At 38.3% G+C, this 541-nt stretch carries 1 protein-coding gene; it reads right to left on the bottom strand.

Annotated features, from left to right (window positions below; genetic code table 25):
* On the bottom strand, nt 1-199 hold a 199-nt coding region (locus tag GW846_06585; protein NDK10411.1), incomplete at its 3' end, for a hypothetical protein.
* Nucleotides 200-541: the final 342 nt, after the last annotated feature.

Here is a 541-nt window from a genome sequence, read left to right as displayed (position 1 = left end):
TTGCTACCGAGTTTACTAAATGAGATATAATTGGGGAATGTGGACCAAATCTCTTAAGTGGATTTACCTTTACGTTCTTAATGATCTGGGATGGTTTATCGGAAGTTATTAGGTGTATGTCGTGGCCAGCATCTGCAAAATATCTCATCCAACGTTCAGCATGGATGCTCTCTAAAGGAACAATATAAAATATTTTCATTTCCTCTTTAGCCAATTATCCAGTTTCCTGCTGGAATTTTCTGGCCGACGATGTCCTACGGGCAAAGTAAGCTTTGCCACTACATAGCAAAGTAAACTTTGCTACTACAGATAGACGAGAGTTTACTTGAATATTTACCTTTCGAAAGAGATGGGTTAAATCCTCCCTGAAGGAATGGTATCTCTCTTTTCCAATCCGATACCGCTTTCCTACCTTTTCTAACCTAATTACACTATTATTGGACATAGTTATCGGGTTCAATGAATTGAACCCCTACAAGCAGAGTAAACTCTGCTACTACTTACAAAGTTCTTTAAGTTTTACCACAAAGAGTTTAGCCTC

This window comes from Candidatus Gracilibacteria bacterium (genome assembly GCA_010119145.1).
Classification (GTDB): Bacteria; Patescibacteriota; Gracilibacteria; order BD1-5; family UBA6164; genus JAACSU01.
The sequence above is the reverse complement of the archived record's forward strand: the minus strand, read 5'-3'. Positions and strand labels throughout refer to the sequence as shown.